Origin of the sequence: Stappia sp. BW2 (assembly GCF_008107695.1) — a bacterium.
Classification (GTDB): domain Bacteria; phylum Pseudomonadota; class Alphaproteobacteria; order Rhizobiales; family Stappiaceae; genus Roseibium.
In genome coordinates this window covers 1,071,979-1,098,838 of the sequence record NZ_VIRG01000066.1, presented here as the reverse complement: position 1 = coordinate 1,098,838, position 26,860 = coordinate 1,071,979, and the positions used below count along the sequence as shown (strand labels likewise).

Here is a 26,860-nt window from a genome sequence, read left to right as displayed (position 1 = left end):
AAGTGGCCGGCACCTTTGCCGTAGGCACTCGCGCTACTTTCGCAGTCGACACCTCATAATAATTTGACAATAAATATGTCAAAATGACATAAGAATTGTCAAATGAGGTGCCCATGAAGAAGTCCGTCGAGCTTTACGAAATCATCCGTCTGATACGTCCTGTGCACCGGCGCCTCGCGCGGGCGGTGGAAGCGAAGCTGGATGAAACGGGCGTAACCGTTGGCATGCGCGCGGTCATGGAAGTGCTGGAGGAAGCAGGCCCCATGGCTGTGCCTGACATCGGCCGGGCGCTGTTTCTCGCCCGCCAGCAGATCCAGCTTCTGATGAACGCCCTGGAGGAGCAGGGCCTGGTGGAGCGCCACGCCAATCCGGCACACAAACGCTCACCGCTGTTTGACCTGACCGAAGCGGGGCACGACAGGTTCGGCGAGATCCGGGCGCGGGAGAACAGTGAGATCGATGCCGTCTGCGAGCTCTTCTCGGACGACGATCTGCGCTCCACGCAGCGCGTCATGTGCACAATGCTGGATCATTTTGCCGCGTTCGAGGACGACCCCGACAGCCCCAGAGGGCTGGAATAATGTCGCAAACAGGAGAGGTCACATGACCGGTATCTGGATTGTCAGCGGGCTCTGTGCCGCTGGCATTGTTGCCTATGTCGTCTATTGCCTGAAGAGACTGGGAACGCCGACGAAAGGCACCCGCATCGAAAAGGCAATGCGGCCGGGTACGGCGCTCGTGGTGATTGACGTGCAAGAGGACTTCACCCGCAACAGCGGTAAACACGCTTTCGATCCCGCACAAAGAGATGCGGCACTGGCTGAAATCAGCCGGCAGGTGGAAGCGCATCGGATGGCGGGGCATCAGGTGGTTTTCATTAAGAACGTTTTTCGGGACTGGCCGGTTATCGCTGCGATGAAGATGGCTGCGGACGGTATCGGCACACCCGGGCGCGACGGACTGAAACTCGACCGGACGCTTGATGTGGGCAGCGCCCCCGTCTTCGAAAAATCGATTGGAGACAGCTTTTCCAGTCCACAATTTGCTGCCTGGCTGGAGGAAAAACGGATTGGCCGGCTGGTTCTGGTTGGTCTTGATGCCTGCCACTGCGTGCAGTTGACCGCAAAGGGGGCGTTGAACCGTGGGTATGAGGTCGAAATCAGGGATCCGGCGACGCTGACGACCACGCCGAACAAATGGGCTGAACTGAAGGGCGAGTTGAGCAAGCTGGGCGCTGCCTTCGCCTGACGTGGACGGGGCGGCTCCGGCAGCGCCGAAAGACTTTAGTGTGCAGCCTGGAGCGCCTTCTCCCGGCTGCGCAGATCAAGCAGATGTGACATCCAGCTACCGCGCTTTTGCAAAAAGACGGTGAGGAGCTTTGGATAGTCTTTCGAGACCGCTTTTTGGACTGAAGGTCTCGCCGAAAGGCTGGTGCGCCAAGCCATGACCCGGTCGAGGGTATCGAATGTTCCAAGATCGGCAAAACCGTCAAAGACATCGAAATAACGGAAAACCGGCGCGTAAGCTGCATCAACAAGTGAAAAGGGTCTACCGGCGAAGAAGGGGCCAGTCGGATCAAGTTCGCCTTCCAGATGTCGAAACTTCGCACGAACTGCTTCACCGGCAGCATAAAACCCGGTGTCGTCCCTGGCATTGTAGAGCGCGCCGATGCCATTCAGGATCTGTGAGGCAAATTCCACATAGGCCCGGTGCCGGGCGCGGTCTGCCGGATCTTCCGGGTGCAGCCGGCCAGGTTGGGTTTCATCCAGAAATTCGACGATCGGGGCAGATTCAAAGAGATAGCGGCCATCACCCAGTTTCAGCAGCGGCACCTTGCCGAGCGGTGAAGCGGTGCGGAACCAGTCCGGTTTGTCGGCAAGGTCGATCATGATCCGGTCAAACGGCACATTCTTTTCATCAAGAACAATCGCTGCGCGCTGCACGTAGGGGCAAAGCGCGTGGCTGATCAGGGTAAGCTTCGTTGGCATCTGAAAACTCCTTTTCATGCAACTGCATTAAGATGAATGCAGTTGCATGAAAAATCAAGATTGATGCACTTGCATAAATTTTCTATCCCTTCGTCATGAGACAGACTACGCCACCACCGCCAGCCGCCATCGATGCCTGGGCCCGTTTGCAACGGGCGAGTGGTGCTGTTCTGGCTCGCGTCGAGACGCGCCTCAAGGCGGACGGGTTTCCGCCGCTTGGCTGGTACGATGTGCTCCTTGAACTGAGCCGCGCCGAGGACAAGACACTGCGCCCGGTTGAAATCGAAAAGCGGATGCTGCTGGCGCAATACAACGTCTCGCGGCTGCTCGACCGCCTTGCGGGCGCTGGTTACATCGAAAAGCTGAAGAGCCCGGAGGACGGCAGGGGCGTGTCCGTGCGCCTTACATCTGAAGGCGACGCGCTCTTGAAGGCCATGTGGCCCAGCTACCAGGCGGCGGTGGAGGCCGAGTTTACGAAATATCTGGAGCCGGGCGACGCCGAAACGCTCTGGAGTGTGCTGGGCAGGCTCGTGCCCTGACATCTGTTCCCGGGGAGTGAACGCACTGTTTCCCCAAGACACGCCAAAACATGCGTATAAGGTCGGCAAAACCTCTCGATGACCGGACTCTGATTGCCATGACAGACAGCACCAACCTGGACGAACGGACCGGACTTCCGCAGGAATGGCTGTTCCTTCTGGAAGAACATCCGCGCGAAGACTGGTCGGCTCACCGGAACCTGGGGCCCTTGACCGAGTTCTGGCTTGCCCGGCACAACGGCTTTCGTCAGCTCGGCGGTGACCTGGCCACAATCCTGACCGACTTCCGCGAACAGAAGATCCCGGTGAACCGGTTCGGCAACCTTTTCGCGCCGCGCCTGCAGCAGTTCCTGAGCGAGTTGCATCACCATCACATGATCGAGGATCAGCACTATTTCCCGGTTTTCATGGAAGCGGAAAAGCGCCTTGTCGACGGGTTCCAGCTGCTCGAAGGCGATCACGAGCTGATCCATCACCGCATTGAATCGGTCATCAAGAGCGCAAACAAGCTGTTCGGACAGCTGCAGACAAAAGACCGGGACGCCATCCGTCGTGCAGCCGACAGTTTCGCCGGTGTCAGCGACACGCTGATCTCCGGCCTGATGCGCCACCTGGATGACGAGGAAGATCTGATCGTGCCGCTTATCCTGGATCGGGGCGAGCGGAAACTGGGACTTTCGTAAAAGCGGCTGTGCAGGCGGTTGGCCAGGGATCCTTGATCCGGTTGGAACTGAGTGCTTTGCCCACGTCACGGTGTTGAGGCTTTCCGGTTACACTTGGCCGGGCCGTGGATATCGGCGGTACAACAGGCTTGACTCCTTTCCCGCTCTCACGCATTTAAAATGGCATGACCAAGATGAGCGCATTCTTCGTGTATTTTTATTACGTCACCGACATACCGGCGGCTGCGTAGGATCTTGTTCACCCCATAGACACCTCAAAAGCCGCCGCGTCAGGCGGCTTTTTGGTTTCTAGAGACCCGAGCTTCCTGGCGGGGGAACCAGGAAGCGAAAAATGACCAGACATATGATCGAAGCCGGTAAACCGGCAACAAAACTCAAATCGGAAGCACTTGCCGTGCTTCTGGAACGTGGACTCGTGCATCAGTGCACGGATATCGAGGCACTCGACCAGACCCTGTCGCAGGGGCCGATCACCGCATACGCCGGGTTCGATGCCACCGCGTCCAGCCTTCATGTTGGCCACCTGATGCCGTTGATGACGATGCGTTGGCTGCAGAAGCTCGGCCATCGTCCCATCGTCGTGCTCGGTGGCGGTACCAGCCAGATCGGCGACCCGAGCTTCCGGAACGATGCCCGGCCGATGCTGGAAGAACGCCAGATCGCCGCCAACATCGCGACCATACGACGATCCGTCGAACGGCTCGTCGACATGGAAGGCGAAGATGGGGCTTTGCTGGTCGATAATGCGGAATGGCTCAATGAATTCCGCTTCCTGGAATTCCTCCGCGACTATGGCTCCCAGTTCACCGTCAACCGCATGATGACCTTCGACAGCGTCAAGTCGCGCCTCGATGCACAGATGCCGCTGACGGTTCTGGAGTTCTGCTACATGATGCTGCAGGCTGTCGATTTCCTGGAACTGGCAAAACGTCACGGCTGTTCGCTTCAGGTTGGTGGGTCCGACCAGTGGGGCAACATTGTCAACGGTGTGGAACTTGGCCGCCGCGATGGCCGCAAGCTGCACGGTTTGACGGTGCCGCTGCTGACGACCGCCAGCGGTGCCAAGATGGGCAAGACAGCGGCCGGTGCCGTGTGGCTGCATCCCGAACATCTGTCGCCCTTCGGCTTCTGGCAGTTCTGGCGCAACACCGCCGATGCCGATGTCGCCAAATGCCTGCGCCTTTTCACCGAACTGCCGATGAGCGAGATCGAACGTCTTGCGGCGCTGGAAGGGGCGGAACTCAACGAAGCCAAGAAGATCCTGGCCACCCAGGTGACGGCTATCGTTCACGGTCCGGAAGAAGCGCGCGGAGCCTTGCAGCAGGGCGATGCACTGTTTGCCGGTGAAGGCGAGATCCTGGAACCGACCCACAGTATGCCGCTGAAAACGCTGGCGGAGGGCCTTGGTCTTCTGGAGCTTGTGGTCGCGGTCGGCTTCGCGTCCTCCAACGGCGAAGCCCGCCGGTTGGTGGAAGGGGGCGGCGTCCGCCTCAACAACCAGATTGTTGACGACGCGCGTCGCCGTATCGCGACAGGTGATCTTCAGGCCAATGACCGCCTATCGATATCCGTCGGCAAGCGCCGCAAGGCGCTGGTGGGATTTGAGTGAACCGCTTAGACGGCTTCCGCGTCATCGATCAGAACGGCCGGCTCCAGCCGGCCGTTGTAGCCGAAGACCTTCCCGATCAGCGGGAAGGTCACCTCAACGCTGAAACTATACCTGCCATCGACAACACGTTCGCGCCCGACCGCTCTCGGAGCAAGGGGCAGCGGCAGAGATAGAGGACCGAGTGAAACTTCCGCCGGAGTGATGTCGATACCCTGTTCGGTCGCACTCACCTGCATCTTGAACAGGAAGGGGCCAAGACGCTCCAGCATGCAGGGATAGGCTTCGCCGTTTCCGGCCATCATGTCGGTTTGGAATGGCTGCCTGTCAAACCGCCGCGTCCAGCGCTCTCCACCCGCGATAGGTTCAAAGCTGGTCTCGACCGGAACACCCATCCGGGCTTCCGGGAACTTCGCCAGCCGGCAGATCAGTCTGGCTGCCAGGGAAGTGCCTCTGCTGACATCAGCGATTCCACGCGCCACTCGCGCAAAACTGTGCATGTAGCGAATCTGTTCCGGAACCTTTGCGAAGTCGGGGCCGAGTATGTCCTGATAAAGTGTGCGGGGCATGTGTGAACTGCTTTGATGTCGATGTGTCTTCCCAGGCAGACCACTCCGGAGGCGTTTGGGCAACTGGAAATCGTCTTTGTGCTTATTGCGTGACGTCCAGTTGAGCAGCACCCCAAAGAAAGAAGCCGGGAGATCCCGGCTTCATTTGGTTTGCTCAGCTTTGTTTCTCCAGCTGCCTTGCCCGGTAGTCTGCCACCGGCAGGCCGCCGACGCCCCAGTTCTCAAGGTCCACTTCCTCGATCACCACGAAGGTGGTTGCGGGGGTCTTGTCGAGCACATCGACCAGAAGGTCCGTCGCGCCCTTGATAAGCCGGGCTTTCTGCTCTGCGGTCACCCCTTCACGGGTCACCTGGATATTCACGTAAGGCATGTCAGGTCGCTCCTTCGGTGCGGGGCCGGATTTCAAAGATCTTCGCCATGATTTGCCAGCGGTCCTCGTCACGCACGAATGTCAGGAAGTCGGTGAAATCGTTACTGCCGATCGAGCAGCGAACCCTGGCAAAGGCCGTGTTATCGCCGGCAAACTGGATTTCATCGATGACATCGCGGCGCTCCTCGCCCCGGGACGCCGGCGACTGACGGGCGGCGACGACCGGCACATATTCGGCCATCGTGCGGTAGAGCAGGGGTGTTTCGTCTGCAGTGGCGTAGATCGCCCGCTCGTGAAACACCTGCTGCAACAGGTCGGTATCGCAGTGATAAAGCGCATCGAAATAGTCGGAAATGACCTTTTCCAGCGCAGCCAAGGCACTGCTCATGCCGCCAGACCTTCTTCCTGAAGGGTCTTCTGGGCCGCCGGACGGGCACGGATGCGCTCGACATAGGCTGCCGTCTTCGGCCAGTCGCCAAGAGATACGCCGATGAAGTTGGTCCAGTTCAGGATGACAAAGGCGTAGGCATCTGCAACGGAGAAGCTATCACCCAGCAGATAGTCGCCGCCCTTGGCCAGCAGGGCATCGAACTGTCCGAGCCTGATCTTCAGCTTGGCCAGGTTATCAGCCGCGTCTGCTTCAGAAAATTCCTTGCCGGAAAAGAACGGACTGAACCCCTTGTGCAGTTCGGAGGACAGGAAGCTGAGCAATTCCAGGACGCGGAACCGGTCGAGCGGTTTGCCGGCGCTATCGGAGGCAAAGTCCGGATATTGCTCGCCAAGCCAATGCAGGATCGCGACGTTTTCCGTGAGGACGTCGCCGTTTTCAAACCGCAGTGCCGGTACGTAGCCGCGCGGATTGGTCTCGTCGTAAACCGCGCCGGTTTCCGTCAAGCCCGCAGATGTATCCACTTTTTCGAGACTGTAGGTGGCTCCCGCTTCGTTGAGAATGAGATGAGCAGCCATGGAACAGGCACCGGGTTTGTAGAACAGTTTCATCGATTGGCTCCTTGGTTCATATCGATGCCTGGAAGGTGTAATCTTAGGTCACCATTGACAAGCAGGTTTCTATTGGTAACTTGAATTATTGAGTTACCGGGCAGAAACCTGATGGTTCCCGCGTGACCTTGGAACTTTAAAGATCGTGTGGTGCCCATGGCATTGAAAATGCGCAAGAACCTCAGCCCGAAGCCGCCGCAACCCTGCAGTCTGACCCAGTGCATGAAGGTGATTTCCGGCGCCTGGGCGCCCAACGTTATCTGGAACCTGCGCGCAGGTCCGCGCCGCTTCAACGAGCTGAAGGCGGATATTCCCCCTGTTTCCGGCAAGGTTCTGTCACAACGCCTTTCAGAACTGGAAGGGCGCGGCATCCTGTTGCGCCATGTCCGGCCGACATCGCCGCCGTCGGTCGAATATGAGCTGACGGACCTCGGCCAGGATCTCGTTCCCGCGCTGGAAGCCATCGTCGAAGTCGGTCACAAACTGAAGGAACGGCGTGATTTCCAGAAGGCGGCGGAAGCTGCCGAATAGGCGCTGGATCGGGGAGGGCGACTTGAAACACCGGACCTTTGTTTGTGTCCATGGCGTCTGGCATGGTGTCTGGCATGGCGGCTGGTGCTGGTCGCGTCTGGCAAACATTCTGCGGGAACGCGGACACCGCAGCTGACCCAGCATCCGTTCCAGACCTTCACCACAGCCCTGGAGCTGAAACACCTGGTCGGAAACGGCCTTCCGGCTCACTACATTGAATGCACAGACCCGCCCTATCCGCCTGCAAAAGTCGCCTTGGCTCGCGCGCAAGCCAAAGGCTGGCCGGTCTCGCAGATCGCGTCCGGGCAGGATGCGATGGTGAGCGAACCGAAGGCGCTGGCAGACTTGCTGGAAGGCGTTGCTGAAGAGTTATTACGATGAAGCCGCAGGTTAGGGGCCTTGAACGGAGAACGGGGCAGCCCTCTGTCGAAGGCTGCCCCGCGTCACTGCCAGAACAAGGTCGTGTAACCTCGGTAGCCTTTAGAAAAAACCGAGCTTGTTCGGGTTGTAGCTGACCAGCATGTTCTTGGTCTGCTGATAGTGATCCAGCATCATCTTGTGGTTTTCGCGACCGATACCGGACTGCTTGTAGCCACCGAAGGCCGCATGGGCCGGGTAGGCGTGGTAGTTGTTCACCCACACGCGGCCCGCCTCGATAGCGCGGCCGAACCGGTAGCAGCGGTTGGCATCACGGGACCATACTCCGGCGCCAAGGCCGTACATGGTGTCGTTGGCAATCGCCAGGGCTTCTTCGTCGGTCTTGAACGTGGTGACCGAAACGACCGGACCGAAGATTTCCTCCTGGAAGACCCGCATCTTGTTGTGGCCCTTCAGGATGGTCGGCTGAACGTAGAAGCCGCCGGAAAGGTCGCCGTCGAACTTGGCTTCCGCGCCGCCGCACAGCACTTCCGCACCTTCTTCGACGCCGATGGTCAGATAGGACAGGATCTTGTCCTGCTGCTCACGGCTGGCCTGGGCGCCGACCATGGTTTCCATGGAGCGCGGATCACCCTGCTTGATGGCTTTCACACGGGCAATCGCTCGCTCGATGAAGGCTTCGTAGATGTCTTCCTGGATCAACGCCCGGCTGGGGCAGGTGCAGACTTCGCCCTGGTTGAATGCGAAGAGAACAAAGCCCTCGATGGCCTTGTCCAGGAACGCATCGTCCTGGCTCATGACGTCGGAGAAGAAGACGTTCGGCGACTTGCCGCCGAGCTCCAGCGTCACCGGGATGAGGTTCTCGGTCGCGTACTGCATGATCATCCGGCCGGTTTGGGTCGAGCCGGTAAAGGCGATCTTCGCAATGCGGTTGGACTTTGCGAGCGGCGCGCCGACTTCCGCACCAAAGCCGTTGACGATGTTGAGAACTCCATCCGGCAGCAGGCCACCAATGAGCTCTGCCAGCACCATGATCGCGGCCGGTGTCTGCTCAGCCGGCTTCAGGACGATGCAGTTGCCGGCGGCAAGTGCCGGAGCCAGTTTCCAGGCTGCCATCAGGATGGAGAAGTTCCACGGAATGATCTGGCCGACAACGCCGAGCGGTTCATGAAAGTGATAGGCGACCGTATCGTTGTCGATCTCCGACATCGATCCTTCCTGGCCGCGCAGGACACCGGCAAAATAGCGGAAATGATCGACGGAAAGCGGAATGTCGGCGGCTGTCGTCTCACGGATCGGCTTGCCGTTGTCCCAGGTTTCCGCCTTGGCCAGAATATCGAGGTTCTGCTCCATGACATCGGCGATCTTCAAAAGGATATTGGCGCGTTCCGCTGCCGGGGTCCGACCCCAGCCATCCTTGGCCGCATGTGCGGCATCCAGCGCCAGATCCACGTCGGCGGCGTCGGAGCGGGCGATTTCGCAGACCGTATTGCCGGAAATCGGTGTGATGTTGTTGAAATACCGTCCGTTGACCGGGGCAACGAATTTGCCGCCAATGTAGTTGTCGTACCGGGATTTGAACGGAGACGTCGTGTCGACGTTAAAGCTTGGCATCTGGTTCATCTGGGGTCCTCCACAAGATCGGCAGTCAGCCAACCGAAGCTGCAACTGACCGAAGGTCCCGGTCCTCCACCGGGAATGGGCAGACTGTGCGGGAGGAGGTCGCGCGGCGATAGATGGGGGAATGTGTAACTGTGCGGCATGTGTCTCAGTTCTGAGACAGGTTGGCCGCGATTTCAGTCGACGCCGAGCCGTTTCATACGCCGATAAAGGGTTGCCCGGCCGATGCCGAGCGCGCGGGCCGCTTCGGAGACATTGCCACCGGCCCGCGTCAGGGCACGGATGACGGCTGCCCTTTCAGCCTTTTCAAAACCGCTCGGACCATCCTCCCGGCCAAGCAGATCGGAAGCGGGCAGGGGTTTCAGAGGGCCGCTTGCGCCAAGCCCGAAGGCCTTTCTGGCAGCGCGAGTCGCGCCAAGCACGATGTCGTCGCCGTCGACCGCGAGCAGCATCGCGTTGTCTGTGCTCTCGCCATCGGCGACAATGATACGGGCTCCGGGAAAGGCGGCTCGGAAGGTCTCGATCTCGATCTGTCTTGCTGTCTGCGAGACCATGGCGGCAATCAGCCGGTTGAAGGCTTCCGTCTGGTCGGACCGTGCGGAGGAGACGTCCAGGGCCCCGGCAAGCCGTCCGTCCGGGCCATAGATTGGCGCGTCCATGCAGCTCATGCCGACGTTGCGTGCCAGAAAGTGCTCCTGCCGGTGGACGATGAGATTGCGTTCTTCGGCGAGGCAGGTGCCGATTCCGTTGGTTCCGACGGCGGCCTCACTCCAGTTGGTCCCCTTGCTCAAGCCCCAGTCCTGAAAGGTATCCGCGTCGGCGGAGGTGCAGCGCTGGTCGAGGATGACACCGTCCGCATCGGTCAGAAGAACCGTGCAGCCGGACTGACCGACCAGGCCGAAAAGCTGATCCAGCTTGGAGGCTGCGATCGTCAGGAAAGCCCCCGTCTCTTCCAGGCGCTGGCAAAGCTGGTCGTCGCCGAGGCGCTGAGGAGGCTTGCCGGTGGCTGGATCCAGCCCATATTTGTCGATGGATCTACGCCAGGACGCCGCGATCCGGGAGAGCGCAGGCGCGGACGCGGATTGCACGGTTCGTAAAACTGTTTCGACGTGATCCTTCATTGTCGCGATCAGCGGTCCAAAGGCCTCCGGCACTTTCAGCCGGTTTCAAACCCTGAACCCGTTCCTCCCATGAACGCTCGTTTGAACGCAAAGGATGGCGGGATTGGAGGGCGATTGCAAGATGTCTGTCCGGCGGCGGTCCAGGATCTGTGACATGCAAGGTGCCCCCTCGACGGGCTTCTGTTGACATGCCGGAAAATCACCCGAAGAAGTACGTCCGCGTTAGGCTGCGTAGGGGAATAAACGTATTTCCTGTTATTTCTCCGGATGGTCTTCTGAGGAAAGAAGAAACCTGGAGTGATAATGTTAAAGAAGTTCGCGAAAAAGTAGTAAAATAAACTCAAGATGAGACTTAAAAGCAGAAATATGGCTGGAGCAGATTAGAGCGGCTTTAAGCAAATTCGTATAATCACACTATAAAATCCTGGGGGGCACCAGATGTACGGAATGCTGAACGAAGGCATTCGTAGCTTCGTTACGGAAAATCATGGACCTGAGGCTTGGCAAAGCATTTGTGAAACCGCGGGCCTGGATCAACTCGAATTCGAACGAATGTCGAGTTACGACGATGCCATCACTTACAAACTGATTGATGCCATCTGCGGCTTCACCGGTCTTCCCTTGGCGGATGTCATGGCCATTTTCGGCAGATACTGGGTTGACTTTGCGGGTGCTTCGCATTTCGGCAATCTCATGCGGCTTGCCGGCAATTCCTTCATCGAGCAGTTGAAGGGGCTCGACGACATGCACGACCGCATCCTCCTGACGATGCCTCATCTGAAACCGCCTTCCTTTGAGGTAGAGCAGAGGGACGATGGATCCTGTATTCTGCATTACTATTCCGAGCGCGAAGGACTGGCGCCGATGGTGATCGGCCTTCTGCACGGCCTAGCCTCGGAGACCGGTGAGCACATTGAGGTTAGCCAGGTCGCGGCGAAATCCGAGCAGTGCGATCACGACATTTTCGAAGTCAGGATTCTCGACAAAGCGCCACAACCTTCCAGCACCGGGGCCTGAATTTGACTTCATCCAAACTCGATCTGAGCGGCAAGGCCATCAACATGCTTTTTCCCATGCATGTCGTGCTGGACAGTCGCGGACGGATCGAAGGCCTTGGCCCAACACTGGAAAGGGTCCTGGGGACAGGCATTCTGGAGGCGGATCTCTTTGACGTTTTCACGGTGGAACGACCGCGAAACGTCAGGTCTATCGCAGATATCCGCGAGAGGCTCGGCACAAAACTGGTTCTGCGGGCGCATCTGCGAGACGGCGAGCCGGTACAGTTCCGCGGGTTTGCATTGGCCGGCGCGGACGAGGACACGATTTTCCTGGATCTGTCTTTCGGCCTCCACCTGTCCAAGGTCGTGGAACGTTTCAAGCTGACGGAAGCAGACTTCAAACCGAACGATTTTTCCATCGACCTTTTCTATTCCTTCGAAGCGCAGCGCACGCTTCTGGAAGACAGTCAGAAAATGGCCTCCGCACTCAAGGCGGCGAAGATTGAAGCGGAAAAGAAGGCCTCCCAGGACCCGTTGACGGAAATCGCCAACAGGGGAGCCCTGCACCGCCGCCTGGAAGACGTGTTGCATTTGCCGAACAAAGGGCAACTTTTTGCCCTGCTGCATATCGATCTGGATCAGTTCAAGTCGATCAACGACAATTTCGGCCACTCCGCAGGCGACATGATCCTCATGCGGACAGCGGAGGCAATGACATCTTTTTCCGGTCCGAACGATCTTCCAGCGCGCCTCGGCGGTGATGAATTCGCACTGTTTCTGGCGGCTCCCCCGGACAGGGAAGAGCTCTATGCCATGGCGCTGCGCCTGCTGGACGAGATCTCCATGCCGATCCGCTACAACGGGCAGAACTGTCAGGTTACGGCAAGCATAGGCATCGTGCTGTTCCACCCCGGCCAAGTCCAGAACGCCGACAGATTGATCGCGCATTCCGATATCGCGCTCTACGACGCCAAGACGACCAGGTCGTCCGTCAAAGTGCTGTCAAAGGAAATGATCCGGCGGCATGAGGAGACCAGCAGGCTCGTCTCGCTGATTGAGGAGGGGCTGAAACTCAGTCAGTTCGTTCCCTACTTTCAGCCGCAGATAAACAGCATGACGGGCCAGGTTTGCGGCCTGGAAGTTGTCGCCCGCTGGCAGACCGAGATGGAAGGGGTGCTGCCGCCGGCCCGCTTCCTGGAAACGGCGACCAGGGCGAATATCATGTCGGAAATCGACCGCCAGGTGCGCCGCAAGGCCTTCACGCATTTCGCAGAGTGGAAGGCTGAGGGCAAGGATATCGGCAAACTCTCCCTGAACGTGACCGCATCGAACCTCAGATCGGAGCAGTTTGCCGCGATTTTGCAGAGCGAACTTGATGACGCGGGCCTGACACCCGGCGATATTCAACTGGAACTTCTGGAATCAATCCTGTTCGAACAGTCGGACCAGGGGTTGATCGCCCAGTGCCGCAATCTGGAACAGGCCGGTTTTGCTCTGGCGCTTGACGATTTCGGCACGGGTCACTCTTCCATCGCCACCTTAATCGAAACACCTGTCGCGACCTTGAAGATAGATCGGTCGTTCGTCTCCGGCCTCGACAAAAGTCCGAAGATGCAGAGGATTGCGGGTGCCATGCTGGCGATGGCCCAGAATATGGGACTGGATGTTCTGGCCGAGGGAGTGGAAACCCGCGCGGAACTGGAGTTCCTGGAAAACTGTGGCTGCCGGCTGTTTCAAGGGTTCTACTTCTCACCACCCCTCGGCGCGGTGGAAATCCGGGAGTGGCTCGATGTCTGGGCGCCTGACCTGAAATGCGTGACGGCCTGATCGGGCCAATATTCCTGCCGTAAATAAAGAAAACCCCGTCTCCTTTTCTGGGAAACGGGGCTAAGTGGATTTCGCGGGGAACGCGAAGTCTCCTCTTTGGAGTGCCTGCTTATGCCTGCAGGCGGGATCTGATTTCCTTGCGGAGATCGTCGATAGGTGACGTCTTTCCGCCTTCGTTTATGTGCCAGAACGTCCAGCCGTTGCAGGCTTCCTGCCCCTGTACCAGGGCACCGACCTTGTGGATCGACCCGGTATGGTCGCCGGACTTGAGTGAGCCGTCCGCACGCACGATGGCAAGATGTTTGCCTTTCGGGCAGCTGAGTTCCGTGCCCGGCTGCAACAGTCCGCTCTCCAGCAACGTGCCGAACGGAATGCGCTTCTGGGCCCGCTTGCCCTGCTGCATTTCCAGCGATGCGGCGTCACCCGTCTCGATGGCCGAGATACGCGCCGTGGCCGCGTCGATATAGTCCTGCTCACGCTCCACCCCGACGAAGTGACGGCCGAGTTTCTTGGCGACGGCACCGGTGGTGCCGGTTCCGAAGAACGGGTCGAGCACGACGTCTCCCGGCTTGGAGGAGGCCGTCAGAACACGGTAGAGCAGGGCTTCCGGTTTCTGGGTCGGATGCACCTTTTGTCCGTCCTTGCCCTTCAACCGCTCGGCACCGGTGCACAGCGGCAGATGCCAGTCGGAGCGCATCTGAAGGTCCTCGTTGAACGTCTTCAGAGCGTCGTAGTTGAAGGTCGGCTTCGCATCTTTCGACTTCACCGCCCAGATCATGGTCTCGTGGGCATTGGTGAACCGTTTGCCACGGAAGTTCGGCATCGGGTTGGACTTCAGCCAGACGATATCATTCATGATCCAGAAGCCGAGATCCTGCAGGATCGCGCCGACACGGAAGATGTTGTGATAGGAGCCGATCACATACAGCGAGCCATCCGCCTTCATGACCCGGCGAATGGCCAGAAGCCAGGCCCGGGTGAAAGCGTCATAGGCTTGAAAACTTTCGAACTGGTCCCAGTGATCGTCACAGGCATCCACCTTTGACTGATCCGGCCTGTGCAAATCGCCACCCAACTGAAGGTTGTAGGGCGGATCCGCGAAGACCAGGTCCACAGAACGGGACGGCAGTTTCTCAAGGGCGGCTACGCAGTCGCCCTTCAGGATCGTGTTTAGCCAGGAAGCACCGGCTTCCGGTTCATTGGATAGACGGGGTGCCACGGTGGACACCCCGGTACGCAGTACACTCATTGCGACGCAATACCTCACGCAATTTCGAGTGTCATGGTTACCGGGTTTGGTAAACCAGCGGTTAAGCGATCGAAACAAAAATTCCCTTTGAATCAAAGCTTTGTTTACAATCGTAAAAGCTGAATGAGAAGTTAATGACCTGTCCCGACCGAAAAGGCCAGAATTCTGCTGATTTCGTTCAGACTGCGACCGGAAGTTGCTTTCCATTCGTTAAAAGCAGCCTGAATCGCATTCAGATTTTTTTTCGACAGGGAGTCCTTCTCTATGACATTTTCTCGGATGAGGGCGTTAACCACATCGCCGGAGAGGACGAAACTTTCCTTGCCCATGAAGCGCAAAGCGATTTGCCCGGTGTTGCCGCCGAGCCGGCTGCCCCGCTTCTTGAGCAGCTCCATCAGACCGATCTGGTCGTTCACCGGGTAATGCGCGAAAAATTTGGCTGCGCTGCCGTGTTCCCTGCCAAGCTCCTTCAGGAAAATCGCGTTCTGCTGAACGGACCGGATCTTGGCGCCATTGCGCACGATGCGTTTGTCGCCCAGCAGTTCCTCGAACGCTTCGTCGGGCAAGAAGGCGAGGCGGGCGACGTCGAAGCCCTCGAAGGCCTCTTCGAAGCCCGGCCACTTCTGATCGATCACTTTCCAGCTGAACCCGGCCTGAAAGACGCATCTGGTGAACATGGCAAGCCAGCGGTCGTCACCGATCCTCTCCAGGTCCTCCACCGTTTTGGGAGCGTCATGCTCTGCGAGAAGAGCGTTGAGCGCCTCCGGTCCGCCCTTTTTCTCTGCGGCCAGAGCTTCGATGTCTTCAAAGGAACGCATGCAAATCTCCGTCTCGCTGCAAATAGCCGCCCCCCCCCCCCGTAACCCTCATCAGGATGAGGAGCAGGAGGGGAGGTCGTCGGAGAAAACCTTAGCGCTCCTGGATCTGTTGTGTCCGTTCAAATTTGCGCAGGGCCAGCGAAAGCGTGATCGTCATCATCAGGTAGATGAGGGCGACGACGTTATAGGTCTCGAAATAGCGGAAGGAGCCTGCCGCATAGACCTTCCCGAGCTGGGTGATATCCGCGACCCCCAGAACCGACACCAGCGAACTGTCCTTGATCAAGGCGACGAAATCATTGCCGAGCGGTGGCAGAATGGTCTTCAGCGCCTGCGGGAAGATAATGAGGCGGAAGCGCAACCAGCCGTTCATGCCAAGTGCTTCGGCTGCCTCGATCTGGCCCTTGTCGACGGCCTGGATACCAGCCCGGAAAACCTCGGCGATAAAGGCCGAGTAACCGATTGTCAGTGCAAGAACCGCCCGCCAGAGCAGCGGAAAATCCCGGGTGCGCAGAAGGTCCAGCCCCAAGGGCTCCAGAATGGCGTTGACTGCCCCGATGAACAGCGGGGTCGCGACAAAGGCGATATAGAGCAGCAGCACGATGATCGGCATACCGCGCACGATTTCGACGTAGAATCGCGCTGTCTGCCGCAAGACAATCGATCCGGACAGCGAACCGAGTGCCAGCAGCAGCCCGAGCACGGAGGCGCAAAAGAAGGCGACCAGCGTTACGAAGACCGTCAGTCCGATACCGCGTGAAACCGTTGCCATGACCTGCGAATAGATATTGTTGGTCGCAATCTGGAACAACAGAAAGGCCGCGACACCGACGGCAACCACAAGCCAGTAGGGGAAGTCTTCCTTGGGCGCGCCGGACGGTCTCTTGTTGCGGAACATGGCTTGGTCTGGGCTCCAGCGGTGTTTACGGCGGTTCAAACGAAAACGGCCAGCATCGGGGCTAAGAACAGCCCGGATACCGGCCGTGGGTTGGAAAGTCCAGCCGCCTGCGGACGGAGATTGGCTTTACTGAGCGGCTTTGTAGTCGAAGAACCACTTCTTGTTGAGGGCATCCAGCGTGCCGTCGGAGCGCATGCTGGCAATGGCCGCGTTGACCGGTTCGATCAGGTCCGAGCCCTTCGGAAAGATGAAGCCGAAGTCTTCCGAGCCCATCGGGTCGCCAATCAGCTTGAAGGTGTCCGGGTTGGTCGAAACGTAACCCTGGCCGCCGGTGCTGTCGGTCAGAACCAGATCGACGTCACCAGTCTTCAGCGCCTGAACCGCGGCTCCGAAGGTTTCGAACAGCTTGATGCGCGGGTTGGCTTCGTCGCCATCCAGCACTTCATAGACGGTCACATAAAACGGTGTGGTGCCCGGCTGGGCGCCGGCCAGAAAATCGCTATTGGCAGCAAAGCCCTTGGCGTCGGTAAACCGGTCCTCGTCGGCGCGGACCAGCATGAACATTTCGGACCGCATATAGGGGACTGAAAAGTCCACCTGCTCGGCGCGGTCGGCGCGAATGGTGATACCGTTCATCGCCATGTCGTATTCGCCGGCCGATATGGCGGGGATCATGGCGTCCCAACTGGTGTTCTCGAAAGTGACGTTCAGGTTCAGCCGTTTGGCGATCTCGGCAACGGCATCATATTCCCAGCCGATTGCCTCGCCGGACTTCGGATCGACGAACTGCAGCGGCGGGTAGGTATTTTCCGTGGCGATAACGACGTCCCGGCCGCCAAGATCCGGCAGATTGTCGGCAAGGGCGGAGACGCCTGCGCCAATCAGGGAGGAAACGGCAACCGCAAGGGTCAGGACAGTGTTTTTCATGGGAAACTCCAGGTCAGAAATCAGCCGAAGCTTAGCCGCTTGCAACGCTTTGGGAAAGCCTGCTCAAATGCCACGCGAAGGGTCTTTTGCAGAAATTTTCTCTCTGCGAAAAAAAATTCAAAATCCGATGGTAGATCTATTGACCACGGGAAGCGTTAGCGGGACTGTGAACCCATAAGAACAATAAGGAGACAGTTTGTGTCCAACTCAAACAAGAACATGTTTCATCAAGCCGCCCGCAGGGTCCGGCATGCGCCTTCCCATCCGCTTGAGGTCTTTACCGACGCCGACAAGGCGGTCGACCGGCTGATCGAGATTTTTGAATCCAACACCGCCTTTCTGCGCAAGCATTTTCAGGATCTGCTGGAAGGCAGGGAAATCGACGGCCGCGTGCGCGCCTTCTATCCGCAGGTGCGGATCGTGACCGACAGCCACGTCCGGCTGGATAGCCGCCTGTCTTACGGTTTCGTCTCCCGGCCGGGCACTCACGCTTCGACGATCACCCGTCCGGACCTGTTCCGGCACTATCTGGTGTCCCAGCTGTCACTGCTGATGAAAAACCATGACGTGCCGATCCAGATTGGCGACAGCGACATGCCGATCCCGCTGCACTTCGCCTTTTATGACGGCACGCACGTGGAAGGCGGCGCGGCAGCAGCAAACCTCGATCGTCCCCTGGCGGATATGTTCGATCTGCCGGACCTCACCGTGATGGACGATTCCATTGCCAACGGCACTTATGATCCGGCCGACGGGGTCATGCCGCTTGCCTCGTTCACGGCGCCGCGGGTCGACTATTCCCTGCACCGCCTGCAGCACTACACGGCAACCAAAGCCGAGCACTTCCAGAACTACGTGCTTTTCACGAACTATCAATTCTACATCGACGAATTCTGCCGCATGTCCAAAGAGCTGCTGTTGCAGCCGGACAGTGGTTATGAGGCCTTCGTTTCTCCCGGCAACGTGGTGCTGGAGGCTGGCCAGAGCCAGCCGGATGGCGAAGAGCTGACAAAGCTGCCGCAAATGCCGGCCTATCACCTGAAACGGGCCGACGGCAGCGGCATCACCATGGTCAATATCGGCGTCGGGCCGTCCAACGCCAAAACCATCACCGACCATATCGCCGTTCTGCGGCCGCATGTGTGGCTGATGCTGGGGCACTGCGCAGGCCTCAGAAACAGCCAGACGCTTGGCGACTATGTTCTGGCCCATGGCTATGTGCGCGAGGACAATGTTCTCGACCAGGACCTGCCGATCTGGGTGCCGATCCCGCCGCTGGCGGAAGTGCAGGTGGCCCTGGAAGACGCGGTTGCGGAAATCACCGGCATCGATGGCTACGAACTGAAGCGCGTCATGCGCACGGGAACCGTCGTTTCGCTCGACAACCGCAACTGGGAACTCTGGGACCAGCCGGAACTGGTCAAGCGGTTCTCCCAGTCCCGTGCCATCGCGCTCGACATGGAATCGGCGACCATCGCCGCCAACGGGTTCCGTTTCCGCGTGCCCTACGGCACGTTGCTATGCATCTCGGACAAGCCACTTCACGGCGAACTGAAGCTGCCGGGCATGGCAACCGACTTCTACAAGCGCCAGGTCGCCCAGCATCTTCAGATCGGCATCCGGGCGATGGAGAAAATGCGCGACATGACCGCCGAGCGCCTTCATTCGCGCAAGCTGCGCAGTTTCACCGAAACGGCGTTCCAGTAAGGCGTCTTGAACGGCGAAGGCGTTTCATCAGACGAGCGCACGCCACGAAAGTGACAATGCGCGCCGCCTGACGTCACACGCGTTTAACACACCGAACAAAAAAAGCCGGTGCAGTGCTGCACCGGCTTCATCATCGCTTGGAAAATCGCGGCTTGAGGTCTTACTCGGCTTCGTCGGCCGGAGCGGCATTCAGCATGCCGTAGCGCTCGACACCGATCTTTTCCAGAAGCTCAAGCTGGGTTTCCAGAAAGTCGATATGGCCTTCCTCGTCTGACAGCAGCTCTTCAAAAAGCTGCATGGAGACATAGTCGCCTTCCTCACGGCAGATGTCGCGAGACTTGGCGTAGGACGTGCGGGCGTCATATTCGCCGGCAAGGTCAGATTCCAGCACTTCCTTGATGTTCTGCCCGATCCGCAGCGGTGCAACCTTCTGCATGTTCGGATGGCCTTCAAGGAAGATGATGCGGTCGACCAGCTTGTCGGCGTGCTGCATCTCCTCGATGGATTCTTCACGTTCCTTCTTGGCAAGGCGCGCGAAGCCCCAATCGCTCAGGAGGCGGTAGTGAAGCCAATATTGGTTGATGGCGCCAAGCTCCAGAAACAGAGCTTCGTTCAGGCGCTCAATGACTTTTTCGTTCCCTTTCACGGCAGAGCCTCCTTCTTGGAAATCGATTATTGTTTAGAATCATTCTAGGGTAATTCACTTCAGGCGCAAGGGGCCATGGCACCTTGAGTTGCTACTTCCACTGGTTATACCCCAAAGCAGCAAAATGAAACCGGCCTCGGATACCTCCATGTAAGGCAAAGAGATTGCAAGACTTTTCCGGGCGAGCAAATCAGGATCTTCATAGTGTCTGTTTGTTGCCGGTCGATGACGGCGGGCAGTTGAACGGACGTTCGCCCAATCGTTTGGACAAGCGAGAGATTGCGCGGAAATCCGCAGCGGGACTCAGCGAAAGCGGGGACCATGGCTCCAGCAGGTGAGGGAATACCGGCTTCCCTTGCTCACCGGCACCACCCTGTGCAGCATGAAACTGGCAAACAGCGTTGCGCAGCCCTGATCGCGCGAGGCAGCCATCACCTTGTGCCCGAGGCTGATTTCCAGCGCTCCGCCTTCATAGGTGTCCGACGGTGAAAGCTGGGTGACGATGGTCGCCTTGCGGAACTGGGCAATAGGGCCTTCGCCGACATCCGAATGCCAGTCGTAATGGCCTTCTTCGCTTTCATCGTAGATGGCGACCTGAAGTTTTTCCCGAAACTCGGTGATATCGAAATCGAAGGCCTCACGGTTGGCTTTGGCCACAGCGATCATCACACGGTTCATGACCCAGCCGGCGGTGCCTTCGTCATCAAGCCAGCTTATGCGCGCGCGGCGGATCTCACCCTGCTGCTTGCCACCGACAAGGCCACCTGTGTCCTGGGCTTCCGCCAGGCTCTGGCGGATGATTTCATCGCAGTCTTTTTGAGAAAAGAGTGCGTCATAGGAATAGGTGAACATGGGGGCTCAGATCCAGCAAACGTGTTCGCTGATCAACAGCCAATCCGGGTAAACTGCAACTGTTTTCTTGAGCCGGGAAAGAACTATTTCCGCGGCCGTTCGACAGCGGCAGCCAGCGCTTTTTTCATCACCGTGGGAAGTGCTTCGCTTTCAATGACTTCCGGGGACGACCACCAGGCATCGTCAAGTGGCGGCAGGGCGTCCGCCGCAAGATCGGCCCGGTAGACCGTGAGCCGCAAATGGAAGTGGGTGAAGGTGTGTTTCACTTCCACCGGGCGCTGCTGCCAATCCGCGGAAAACGGTGCAAGGCTGAGGGCCTGATCAAGATCGAAATCCTCCGCCCACTCTGTCCCTGGCACTTCGCTCATTCCGCCCAGCAGCCCTCGCGGCGGGCGGCGGCGCAGCAAGACTGCGCCCGTTGCCGCGTCGACTGCCACGAAAGCGGCGCCGAAACGCGTCGGCTTTTCCTTTTTCGGCGCCTTGCGTGGCAGCGTTTCGGCAAGGGCTGACGACTGTACCCGGCAGATGGAACGCCAGGGACAAAGCCCGCAGGCCGGTTTGCGGGGTGTGCAGATCGTCGCACCGAGATCCATCACAGCCTGTGCAAAGTCGCCGGGCCGCTTGTCCGGCGTCAGATCCGCCATTTTCGCCTTGATTTCCGGTTTGGCGTCCGGAAGCGGCGTTTCGATCTCGTAGAGACGTGTCAGAACCCTTTCCACGTTGCCGTCAACCACAGCCGCGTGCCGGTCAAAGGCAATGGTTGCGATGGCTGCGGCCGTGTAGGGGCCGATGCCCGGCAGCTTCTGCAATGCCACTTCGTCTTCAGGAAATTGGCCGTTGTGGTCCCGTGCAACGGTTTCAGCGCATTTTTTCAAATTGCGCGCCCGCGAATAATATCCAAGGCCCGCCCAGGCTTTCATGACGTCTTCTTCCGCAGCGTCGGCGAGATCGGTCACGGTTGGCCAGCGTCGCGTAAACTTCTCGAAGTAGTCTTTGACGGCGGCGACTGTGGTTTGCTGCAGCATGACTTCGGACAGCCAGATCCGGTAGGGATCCGGGACTTCGCCCAGGTTGCGGTCTTCCGGGGAAACCCGCCAGGGCAGGCGCCGGGCATGACGGTCGTACCAGTCAAGAAGCAGTCTGGAAGGGGAAGCAGAGGCCATGAGATCAGATGAACAACAGGTGGTGACATGAAGCAGCAAGCCTTGGATAGCCTGGGGACAACTTGGCTGATATAGGCAGTGCGGTGAGTTAGGTGTAAGTATTCGTCGTCGTTTTGTCGTATTCTATTGAGATACAACACCCCAATCTGGAAACTGACCGGCAAATCACCGGACTGTTTGTCTGGATGAGGAGGTAGGCTATTAGCGCTACAAAGGCAAACCCTGTGCACGCCTCGAGAGGGGCAAAACCGCTGGCCGATCTTGTCGGCAAGGCGATGACGCCTGTTTGCCGGAAACGGGGTTTTGCGTCCGTTGACATCATTGCCGCCTGGGCCGACATCGTTGGCGAGCGGTATGGCACGCGCGTACAGCCGGACAGGCTGATCTGGCCACGCCAGCCCGAGCGCAGCGATCCGGAAAAGCCGCCGGAACCGGCGACGCTTGTGGTGCACACAGATGGCGCAACAGCCCTGATGCTGTCCCATGACAGCGCGCAGGTGATCGAACGCATCAACACGTTCTACGGCTGGCGGGCCATTGGCCGCATCAAGATCCTGCAAAAACCGGTTCTGGTGAAGCAGCCGGTCAGCAAGAAGCCTTTGCGCGATCTGACGCAGTCCGAAGAACGTCAGCTTGAAGAGCGGCTGGAGGGCGTCGAGAACGACCGCCTTCGGCAAGCGCTGAAAAAACTTGGTGCCCAGATCATCGCCCGTCAGGCAGACGATGCCGCGTGAGGCGGTTGTGCCTGTCCCTTCAATAACAACTCTGTGAAACGGGGGGCGGCGGACAATTCTCCGGTCACGTCTGTTCCCGAAAATGGCCGGTTTACCCGACCCTTCGCTTGATCATGGCCCGGAATGCGGCAAAGAGGCCCTGCGGTTGACCGTCCTCGCTCATGCCGCATTTGATAAGCTTTGTTGACGCCGCCTGTCCGAGAGGGCAGAGAAGGCAGCAAGACGGTTCATCCTGCGTTCAGCTGAAGGCACATAGGGTGGCCCGGTACCATTGAACCCGATCGGCTTGGATATCCGTCAGGATATTCTTCGATCCATGCACCGGCCGGTGCAGCGCTTGACTATTGTGACAGGACGATCTTCGTGACCCAGACCCGTAGACAGTTTCTCAAAACCACTGCCCTGGCGATGGCCGCATTCTGCCTTGCCGGATCGAGCTTGGCTCTTGCGCAGACCGTAGACGAGGCCGAGCTGGTAACGCCCGGCCCCTTGGGCGACAAGATCCTAGGCGAAGAAAACGCGCCGGTCACCATTGTGGAATATGCGTCCATGACCTGCGGTCATTGCGCCAATTTCCACAAGCGTACCTATCCGGACCTGAAGGCCAACTACATCGATACCGGCAAGGTTCGCTTTATTTTCCGCGAGTTCCCGCTGGATCCGGTTGCCGCAGGCGCCTTCATGCTGGCGCGCTGCGCACCTGCCGACAAATATTTCGAGATTGTGGACATCATGTTCGAACAGCAGCGAGCCTGGGCGTTTACCGACAATCCGTACCAATCCATGCTCGACTTTTCCAAGCAGATAGGTTTTACAAAAGAGTCCTTTGAGGAATGTTTGGGGAACCAGGACCTGCTTGATGCCATCGAAGCGGTGAAAAACCGTGGCGCAAACGAGTTTGGCGTAGATTCCACCCCGACGTTCTTCATCAATGGCGAAAAGCACTCGGGGGCGCTTTCGATTGAAGAGATGGGCAAACTTATTGACGCGAACCTCTAGACTGGCGGTCAACCCGCCGGTCCGTTCGGTTTGCCTCGATCGAACCCATGATCTTCAGGTGTCCGTGTCCACGGGGCACGGGCGCCAATGAAATTCTCCAAACTCCGTATCGTCGGCTTCAAATCCTTCGTCGAACCGATGGAGTTCATCATCGGCAACGGCCTGACCGGGGTGGTCGGGCCGAATGGCTGCGGCAAGTCCAACCTTGTCGAGGCCCTGCGCTGGGTGATGGGCGAAAACTCCTACAAGAACATGCGTGCGTCCGGCATGGACGACGTTATCTTCTCCGGCAGCCTGAACCGCCCGGCGCGTAATACCGCCGAAGTGACGCTGTACCTTGAAAATCAGGACCGCACGGCACCAGCCGCTTTCAACGATGCCGATGCGCTGGAAGTCAGCCGCCGGATCGAGCGTGAGCAGGGCTCCAACTACAAGATCAACGCCAAGGATGTGCGCGCGCGCGACGTGCAGTTGCTGTTCGCGGATGCCTCCACCGGCGCCAGGTCGCCGGCGATGGTGCGTCAGGGCCAAATCGGTGAGTTGATTGCGGCCAAGCCGACTTCCCGTAGACAGATTCTGGAAGAGGCGGCGGGTATTTCCGGCCTGCATTCGCGCCGGCACGAAGCGGAAATCCGCCTGCGCGCGGCCGAGCAGAACCTGGAGCGGCTCGAAGACGTGCTTGTCCAGATCGACGGCCAGCTCGACAATCTGCGCCGGCAATCGCGCCAGGCATCGCGTTACCGCAACCTGTCTTCTGAAATTCGCGGAGCCGAAGCTTCGATCCTCTACATCCGCTGGACCGAGGCGCGTGATGCGCTGGGCGTTGCGGAAAGTCATTTTGCCGAAGCCCAGAAGCAGGTGAATGAAGCAACGGGCCTCCAGGCGGAAAGCGCCCGCATTCAGGCCATCGCGGCGCACAAGCTGCCGGAACTGCGCGACGATGCGGCCAAGGCAGGCGCGGCTTTACAGCGGCTTGTTATTGCCCGCAACGAACTGGACGCGGAAGAACGGCGTGTGAAGGAAAAGCTTCAGGACCTGGAGCGCCGTCTGGTGCAACTGGCGGAAGACATCCGGCGCGAACAGTCTTTGGTGTCTGAAAACGATGAGGTTCTGGAACGCCTGTCGGAAGAACGCGCGGAGCTTCTGGAAGAAAACGAGATGGTGCAGGAACGCACCGAAAGTGCCCGCGAAAAGGTGGCCGAGGCTGAAGAGATTGTCGGAAGCCTGGAAAGCCAGCTGTCCGATCTGACGGCAGCCGAGGCCCGTGCGACTGCCGAACGCCGCCAGTTGGAGCGCGCTGTTGCCGAAAGCCGTCAGCGCTCGGACCGGTTGCTCGCGCAGGCCCAGGACGCCCAGAAGGCCCTTGCCGAACTGAACGAACGCATGGCCGAGCAGGACGGCGTCACCGAAAACCGGGAAGCCCTGGAAGTGGCGGAGGAAGCCCTTCTGGAGGCGGAAGCTGCCGCCGAAGACGCCGAAACCGCAACCCGCGAAGCGCGTGAGCAGGAACAGTCGGCCCGTGGTCCCGTCGGCGACGCCCGCCAGATGCTTCAAGGCCTTGAGACCGAGGCCAGGACGCTTGAGCAGGTGCTGAACGTCCATTCCGAACAGGATCATACGCCGGTTGTCGAGCAGATCCGCGTGGAGCAGGGCTTTGAAACGGCTTTGGGCGCAGCGCTTGGCGAGGATCTGGATGCTTCTCTGGAAGAAGCTGCCGCTGTGCGCTGGGGCGGTGTCCTGTCTCATGAGGGTGACCCGGCGCTGCCGGCTGGGGCCCGCAGCCTGGCCGAAGTGGTGGAAGCGCCTGCCGAACTGAGCCGCCGCCTGCGCCAGGTCGGCCTTGTCGACCAGGCAGCGGGTCCGGATCTGCGCACATCCTTGAAGCCGGGCCAGTGCCTCGTTTCGGTGGAAGGCGACCTGTGGCGCTGGGATGGTTTCGTGATTGCAGCCAATGCGCCGACGCCGGCAGCACAGCGCCTGGCGCAAAAGAACCGCCTGGCCGAACTTGGTGACGAAATCGAACAGGCCCGGCGTGATCTTGAGGATCGCCAGCAGGCAATGGAAAGCGCTGCGACCAGGGTGCGTCAGGCGGTCGAGCTGGAGCAACTTGCCAGAGGCAAGGTACGTGACGGCCAACGCCAGACGGCGGCCGCGCGTGAAGCTCTTGCGGCAGCGGAACGGGCCGTCTCGCAGTTTGCTGCCAAGCTGGAAGCCGCACAGGACCGGGCACAGCGCCTCGGCGAAGAGGCTGAACTTGCGCGCGAACAGTTGGCCGAAGCCGAAGAACGTCTCGAAGAAGCGCCGGACGGAACCAGCTACCGCGATCGTATCGAGGACCTGCAGTCGCAGGTCGCGGCGGCGCGCGGTGCCCTGGCCGAAGCTCGTGCGGTGGCCGAAGGTCTTGCCCGTGAGCAGCAGATGCGCGACCGGCGTCTGGAAGCCATTGCCCGGGAATATGACGGCTGGAAAACGCGAGCTGCCAATGCCGCACAGCAGATTTCCATTTTGCAGGAACGGCGTGAAGAAGCGGAAGAGGAGCGGGGCGAGCTGATCGAGGCGCCCGAGGACATCGAGATCAAGCGCCGCGACGTGTTTTCCGCCATTGCCAAGGCCGAGGAAGACAAGAAGGCGAAGGACGATCAGCTTCAACAGGCGGAACTGGACCTTGCCGATGTCGACCGCGCGGCCAAGGCAGCAATGGAAGCGATGGCCGGAGCCAGGGAAGAGAAGATTCGCGCCGAGGAGCGCCTTGAAGCCGCCCGGGACCGCAAGCAGAACCTGGAACGGCGCATCGACGAGGACCTGGAAGTCGCGGTAACGGCGTTGCCGGAGATCGCGGGCTTGAAGGAAGGCGCGCCGCTGCCCGATCCCGATGCCATGGAACGCAAGCTGGAGCGGCTGAAGGCCGAGCGCGAGCGGCTCGGCGGTGTCAACCTGCGTGCGGAGGAGGAGCTGCGTGAAATCGACGATCAGAAAACCACGCTGACCTCGGAGCGTGATGACCTGATCGAGGCGATTCGACGCCTGCGGACCGGGATCTCGAATCTCAATCGCGAGGCGAGGGAGCGACTGCTGGCCTCCTTCGAAGTCGTCAACGGCCACTTCCAGCGCTTGTTTACACATCTTTTTGGAGGCGGTACGGCCGAATTGCAGCTCGTTGATTCCGATGACCCGCTTGACGCAGGTCTGGAAATCATTGCCCGTCCGCCCGGCAAGAAGCCGCAGACCATGACACTGCTGTCGGGCGGCGAGCAGGCGCTGACGGCCATGTCGCTGATTTTCGCGGTGTTCCTTACAAACCCGGCGCCGATCTGTGTGCTCGACGAGGTCGATGCGCCGCTCGACGACGCCAATGTGGAGCGTTACTGCGACCTCCTGGACGAGATGTCCAGGAGCACGGAAACCAGATTTGTGGTGATCACGCATAATCCGATCACCATGGCGCGCATGAACCGCCTCTTTGGTGTGACGATGGCCGAGCGCGGCGTTTCCCAGCTTGTTTCGGTCGATCTGGAGACGGCGGAGCGATTCCGGGAAACTGGCTAAGATCGCGTCTGGTGCGGCACTGCCGCGAAAAGCTTATGCAACTTAGGTCTGGCTGAATCGGCTTAAACGAAAAAATATATTATTTTTCAATT

General features: G+C 59.1%; 27 protein-coding genes. 13 read left to right on the top strand and 14 right to left on the bottom strand.

Features of this window, described 5'->3' with window-relative positions:
• The first annotated feature begins 113 nt into the window (after positions 1-113).
• Both FMN63_RS16510 and FMN63_RS16505 read left to right on the top strand, forming a co-directional pair.
• Complete coding sequence (locus FMN63_RS16510) at positions 114-581, top strand: MarR family winged helix-turn-helix transcriptional regulator (protein WP_148585203.1); 468 nt, start codon at positions 114-116, stop codon at positions 579-581.
• A 22-nt stretch (positions 582-603) separates the two neighbouring features.
• Positions 604-1,248, top strand: coding sequence for a cysteine hydrolase family protein (locus FMN63_RS16505; protein WP_148585201.1), 645 nt, complete (start codon positions 604-606; stop codon positions 1,246-1,248).
• Between the two features lie 35 nt (positions 1,249-1,283).
• Here the strand turns inward: FMN63_RS16505 and FMN63_RS16500 are convergent, their stop codons facing one another.
• The gene (locus FMN63_RS16500; protein ID WP_148585199.1) at positions 1,284-1,988 is read right to left on the bottom strand and encodes a glutathione S-transferase family protein; all 705 of its coding nucleotides are present in this window, start codon (positions 1,986-1,988) and stop codon (positions 1,284-1,286) included.
• A gap of 95 nt (positions 1,989-2,083) precedes the next feature.
• Here FMN63_RS16500 and FMN63_RS16495 point away from each other — a divergent pair, with 95 nt between their 5' ends.
• The 3 genes from FMN63_RS16495 (at position 2,084) to tyrS (ending at position 4,819) form a co-directional block, all read left to right on the top strand.
• The gene (locus tag FMN63_RS16495) at positions 2,084-2,527 is read left to right on the top strand and encodes a MarR family winged helix-turn-helix transcriptional regulator (protein WP_148585198.1); all 444 of its coding nucleotides are present in this window, start codon (positions 2,084-2,086) and stop codon (positions 2,525-2,527) included.
• Between the two features lie 98 nt (positions 2,528-2,625).
• Positions 2,626-3,210 (top strand): hemerythrin domain-containing protein, encoded by a 585-nt coding sequence (locus tag FMN63_RS16490; protein WP_148585196.1) that lies wholly within the window; start codon positions 2,626-2,628, stop codon positions 3,208-3,210.
• Positions 3,211-3,541: 331 nt separating this feature from the next.
• Positions 3,542-4,819, top strand: coding sequence for a tyrosine--tRNA ligase (gene tyrS / locus FMN63_RS16485; RefSeq protein WP_148585194.1), 1,278 nt, complete (start codon positions 3,542-3,544; stop codon positions 4,817-4,819).
• Positions 4,820-4,824: 5 nt separating this feature from the next.
• On the opposite strand, the gene FMN63_RS16480 is transcribed toward tyrS, so the two are convergent.
• From FMN63_RS16480 to FMN63_RS16465, 4 genes are all read right to left on the bottom strand, one after another.
• Entirely contained in the window at positions 4,825-5,385 is a 561-nt protein-coding gene (locus tag FMN63_RS16480) for a DUF4166 domain-containing protein (protein WP_148585192.1), read from the bottom strand.
• A gap of 154 nt (positions 5,386-5,539) precedes the next feature.
• Positions 5,540-5,755: a tautomerase family protein gene (locus FMN63_RS16475; protein WP_148585190.1), complete on the bottom strand. Its 216-nt coding sequence runs from the start codon at positions 5,753-5,755 to the stop codon at positions 5,540-5,542.
• 1 nt (position 5,756) lies between these two features.
• Entirely contained in the window at positions 5,757-6,143 is a 387-nt protein-coding gene (locus tag FMN63_RS16470) for a nuclear transport factor 2 family protein (protein WP_148585188.1), read from the bottom strand.
• The gene (locus FMN63_RS16465) at positions 6,140-6,754 is read right to left on the bottom strand and encodes a glutathione binding-like protein (protein WP_148585187.1); all 615 of its coding nucleotides are present in this window, start codon (positions 6,752-6,754) and stop codon (positions 6,140-6,142) included. Before FMN63_RS16465 ends, FMN63_RS16470 begins: the two co-directional genes overlap by 4 nt.
• A gap of 156 nt (positions 6,755-6,910) precedes the next feature.
• Between FMN63_RS16465 and FMN63_RS16460 the strand changes: the two genes are divergently transcribed.
• Positions 6,911-7,285: a winged helix-turn-helix transcriptional regulator gene (locus FMN63_RS16460; protein WP_148585185.1), complete on the top strand. Its 375-nt coding sequence runs from the start codon at positions 6,911-6,913 to the stop codon at positions 7,283-7,285.
• A 42-nt stretch (positions 7,286-7,327) separates the two neighbouring features.
• A complete protein-coding gene (locus FMN63_RS16455; protein WP_148585183.1) occupies positions 7,328-7,666 on the top strand; it encodes a hypothetical protein in 339 nt (112 codons plus the stop codon).
• Positions 7,667-7,765: 99 nt separating this feature from the next.
• On the opposite strand, the gene adh is transcribed toward FMN63_RS16455, so the two are convergent.
• Both adh and FMN63_RS16445 read right to left on the bottom strand, forming a co-directional pair.
• Positions 7,766-9,286, bottom strand: a complete 1,521-nt coding sequence (gene adh / locus FMN63_RS16450; protein ID WP_148585181.1) for an aldehyde dehydrogenase — start codon at positions 9,284-9,286, stop codon at positions 7,766-7,768.
• A gap of 173 nt (positions 9,287-9,459) precedes the next feature.
• On the bottom strand, positions 9,460-10,404 hold the full coding sequence (locus tag FMN63_RS16445; protein ID WP_205514054.1) for a GAF domain-containing protein: 945 nt from the start codon (positions 10,402-10,404) through the stop codon (positions 9,460-9,462).
• Between the two features lie 438 nt (positions 10,405-10,842).
• Between FMN63_RS16445 and FMN63_RS16440 the strand changes: the two genes are divergently transcribed.
• Both FMN63_RS16440 and FMN63_RS16435 read left to right on the top strand, forming a co-directional pair.
• Complete coding sequence (locus FMN63_RS16440; protein ID WP_148585179.1) at positions 10,843-11,421, top strand: heme NO-binding domain-containing protein; 579 nt, start codon at positions 10,843-10,845, stop codon at positions 11,419-11,421.
• Between the two features lie 2 nt (positions 11,422-11,423).
• Positions 11,424-13,229, top strand: coding sequence for a putative bifunctional diguanylate cyclase/phosphodiesterase (locus FMN63_RS16435; RefSeq protein ID WP_148585178.1), 1,806 nt, complete (start codon positions 11,424-11,426; stop codon positions 13,227-13,229).
• Positions 13,230-13,338: 109 nt separating this feature from the next.
• On the opposite strand, the gene FMN63_RS16430 is transcribed toward FMN63_RS16435, so the two are convergent.
• The 4 genes from FMN63_RS16430 to FMN63_RS16415 form a co-directional block, all read right to left on the bottom strand.
• Positions 13,339-14,478, bottom strand: coding sequence for a site-specific DNA-methyltransferase (locus tag FMN63_RS16430; RefSeq protein WP_148585176.1), 1,140 nt, complete (start codon positions 14,476-14,478; stop codon positions 13,339-13,341).
• A gap of 131 nt (positions 14,479-14,609) precedes the next feature.
• Complete coding sequence (locus FMN63_RS16425; RefSeq protein ID WP_148585174.1) at positions 14,610-15,296, bottom strand: DNA-3-methyladenine glycosylase I; 687 nt, start codon at positions 15,294-15,296, stop codon at positions 14,610-14,612.
• Between the two features lie 91 nt (positions 15,297-15,387).
• Complete coding sequence (locus FMN63_RS16420) at positions 15,388-16,194, bottom strand: amino acid ABC transporter permease (RefSeq protein ID WP_148585172.1); 807 nt, start codon at positions 16,192-16,194, stop codon at positions 15,388-15,390.
• Positions 16,195-16,320: 126 nt separating this feature from the next.
• Positions 16,321-17,121, bottom strand: coding sequence for a transporter substrate-binding domain-containing protein (locus FMN63_RS16415; RefSeq protein ID WP_148585170.1), 801 nt, complete (start codon positions 17,119-17,121; stop codon positions 16,321-16,323).
• A 219-nt stretch (positions 17,122-17,340) separates the two neighbouring features.
• Between FMN63_RS16415 and FMN63_RS16410 the strand changes: the two genes are divergently transcribed.
• Positions 17,341-18,828 (top strand): AMP nucleosidase, encoded by a 1,488-nt coding sequence (locus FMN63_RS16410; protein WP_148585613.1) that lies wholly within the window; start codon positions 17,341-17,343, stop codon positions 18,826-18,828.
• A gap of 160 nt (positions 18,829-18,988) precedes the next feature.
• Here the strand turns inward: FMN63_RS16410 and bfr are convergent, their stop codons facing one another.
• The 3 genes from bfr to mutY form a co-directional block, all read right to left on the bottom strand.
• Positions 18,989-19,474, bottom strand: a complete 486-nt coding sequence (gene bfr / locus FMN63_RS16405; protein WP_148585168.1) for a bacterioferritin — start codon at positions 19,472-19,474, stop codon at positions 18,989-18,991.
• Positions 19,475-19,777: 303 nt separating this feature from the next.
• Positions 19,778-20,326: a 2OG-Fe(II) oxygenase gene (locus FMN63_RS16400; RefSeq protein WP_148585166.1), complete on the bottom strand. Its 549-nt coding sequence runs from the start codon at positions 20,324-20,326 to the stop codon at positions 19,778-19,780.
• Positions 20,327-20,409: 83 nt separating this feature from the next.
• Positions 20,410-21,489 carry an A/G-specific adenine glycosylase gene (gene mutY, locus FMN63_RS16395; protein WP_148585164.1) on the bottom strand — a complete coding sequence of 360 codons (1,080 nt, stop codon included), beginning with the start codon at positions 21,487-21,489 and terminating at the stop codon, positions 20,410-20,412.
• A gap of 224 nt (positions 21,490-21,713) precedes the next feature.
• Between mutY and FMN63_RS16390 the strand changes: the two genes are divergently transcribed.
• The 3 genes from FMN63_RS16390 (at position 21,714) to smc (ending at position 26,768) form a co-directional block, all read left to right on the top strand.
• Positions 21,714-22,223, top strand: a complete 510-nt coding sequence (locus tag FMN63_RS16390; protein ID WP_148585162.1) for a DUF721 domain-containing protein — start codon at positions 21,714-21,716, stop codon at positions 22,221-22,223.
• Between the two features lie 363 nt (positions 22,224-22,586).
• On the top strand, positions 22,587-23,222 hold the full coding sequence (locus FMN63_RS16385) for a DsbA family protein (protein ID WP_148585160.1): 636 nt from the start codon (positions 22,587-22,589) through the stop codon (positions 23,220-23,222).
• Between the two features lie 87 nt (positions 23,223-23,309).
• Positions 23,310-26,768: a chromosome segregation protein SMC gene (gene smc, locus FMN63_RS16380; protein ID WP_148585158.1), complete on the top strand. Its 3,459-nt coding sequence runs from the start codon at positions 23,310-23,312 to the stop codon at positions 26,766-26,768.
• The last annotated feature ends 92 nt before the right edge of the window (positions 26,769-26,860 follow it).